The 1,852-nt window shown below is 73.1% G+C and carries 1 protein-coding gene and 2 pseudogenes; 1 reads left to right on the forward strand and 2 read right to left on the reverse strand.

Annotated elements, in window-relative coordinates:
* Positions 1 to 124, reverse strand: a pseudogene (locus IE312_RS42395) (Zn-dependent alcohol dehydrogenase); the annotation flags it as partial.
* Between the two features lie 24 nt (positions 125 to 148).
* A complete protein-coding gene (gene chsH3 / locus IE312_RS29685) occupies positions 149 to 1,024 on the reverse strand; it encodes an enoyl-CoA hydratase ChsH3 (protein ID WP_189985373.1) in 876 nt (291 codons plus the stop codon).
* A 291-nt stretch (positions 1,025 to 1,315) separates the two neighbouring features.
* Between chsH3 and IE312_RS42400 the strand changes: the two are divergent.
* A pseudogene (locus IE312_RS42400) lies at positions 1,316 to 1,852 on the forward strand (sensor histidine kinase); the annotation flags it as partial.

The following is a 1,852-nucleotide window of genomic DNA, read 5'->3' on the forward strand; positions in this document are numbered from 1 at the left end:
AGTGGCACAGCCCGGTGGCGCGCACCCGGACCCTGACCTTGCCGGGGCCGAAGCCCACCGCCTCGACGTCGTCGAGGACCTCCAGCTTGTCCCGGCCGATCTCGTGCAGTACGGCTGCGCGCATGGTGCGGCTCCCCTCACGGGTTTCTCAGGAGTGCTGAACGGTGGTGTCGGCGAGCACCGGAGCGTCCCCGCGTTCCACGGCACCCACCGTGACCCGCACCCGCCCCTCCTCGCGCCACATCCGGACGCGCAGGGTCTCCCCCGGGAAGACGACCCCGGCGAACCGGGCGGTGTAGCCGCGCACCCGGGTCACGTCACCGCCGAGCAGCGTGTCGACGACCGCCTTGAGGGTGATGCCGTAGGTGCACAGGCCGTGCAGGATCGGCTTGTCGAAGCCGGCGAGCTTGGCGAACTCGGGGTCGGCGTGCAGCGGGTTGTAGTCGCCGCAGAGGCGGTAGAGGAGGGCCTGGTCGGCGCGGACGGGCCGGTCGACGGTCCGGTACGGGTCGCCGGCGGGCGGGTCCAGGCGGGCGGAGGGCCCGCGGTCGCCGCCCCAGCCGCCCTCGTCGCGTACGAAGATCTGGGCGTCGTTCGTCCACAACGGACCGTCGGCGTCGGCGACCTCGGTGCGCATGACGAGGACGGCGGCCTTGCCCTTGTCGTACACGGCGGCGATCCGGCCCGTGGCGGTGGCGGTGCCGGCGACCGGGATCGGCCGGTGCAGGGTGAGGCTCTGGCCGCCGTGCAGGACCTTGGCCAGGTCGACGTCGACGCCCGGCATGGACAGTCCGCCGATCACCCCGGGCGAGCCGGCGCCCGCGACGGTGGCGAAGCTGGGCAGGACGTGCAGCCGGGTCTCCAGGGTGTAGCGCAGCTCGTCCGGGTCGGTGGCAGGGCTGTCCTTGTCCGGGTCGGCGCCCGCACCGATGCCGAGGTGGTAGAGCTGGACGTCCCTGGCGGTCCAGCCGATGCCGGCGGAGCGGGGTTCGGCGGCGAGGGCCTGGGCTGCGTCGATGGGCATGGGGCTCCTGACGGGTCTCAAGACCTCGGTGCGGACGTCCGCACCGTCGGCCGCACCGAGGTCGTCCACGTGCGGACCTAGAACGCGTTCCAGTCCGGCGCCCTCTGTATAGCCCAGCGCTGCGCAGTTGTGAAGCGTGCTGACACCGTGTCAGCCACCGAGGCGGCGGGCCGTGACATTCGTCCTGCCCGGGTCCGTACAGGTGTGCCTGCCGCCGGCGGGGCGGCTGTTCGTACGCTGTGCTGTCGTACCGCCGTCGGCGGGGACCATCTGACCGGGGGAAACATCGACATGACGTGGATGCGGAGACTTCGCTGCCACCAGGAGAACCTGCGGACCGGGCGGCATCGCTGGCGGACCGGGTGGCACCGGTGGCGGACCGAGCGGGCACGCCTCGTGGCCGCTCGCCGGGCCGCCCGCAAGCCCGGCGCGGATCTTGCCGTGGACCGTCCGGGCCCGCCGCCCACCGGCTTCACCCTGCTGCCCTGGCTGCTGATGGGCATGGGCTCCTTCTCCAACCTGCTCCAGGGCGAGGCCGGGAACCCGTGGATCGGCGGCCTGGGTCTGCTGGCCTTCAACTCCCTCTACATCTACGTCACTTTCCGCGCCTTCGACCGGGCCAAGCGGCGGTCGGCGTCCACCCGGACGGCACTGGGCCTGCTCGCCGCGCTCACCACCGGGCTGGCCCTCGGCTACGGCGGCAGCTGGCTGATGTTCTTCCCGCTGCTGGGCCTGGCCACCGGGGCCGTCCTGCGCGGGCCCTGGCTGGGCCGCGCAGGCATCCTGCTGGCGCTGTACGCCGGCGGCGTCACCGCCGTCCGTGACGAC

It is taken from the genome of Streptomyces capoamus (assembly GCF_014654935.1).
Taxonomy (GTDB): domain Bacteria; phylum Actinomycetota; class Actinomycetes; order Streptomycetales; family Streptomycetaceae; genus Streptomyces; species Streptomyces capoamus.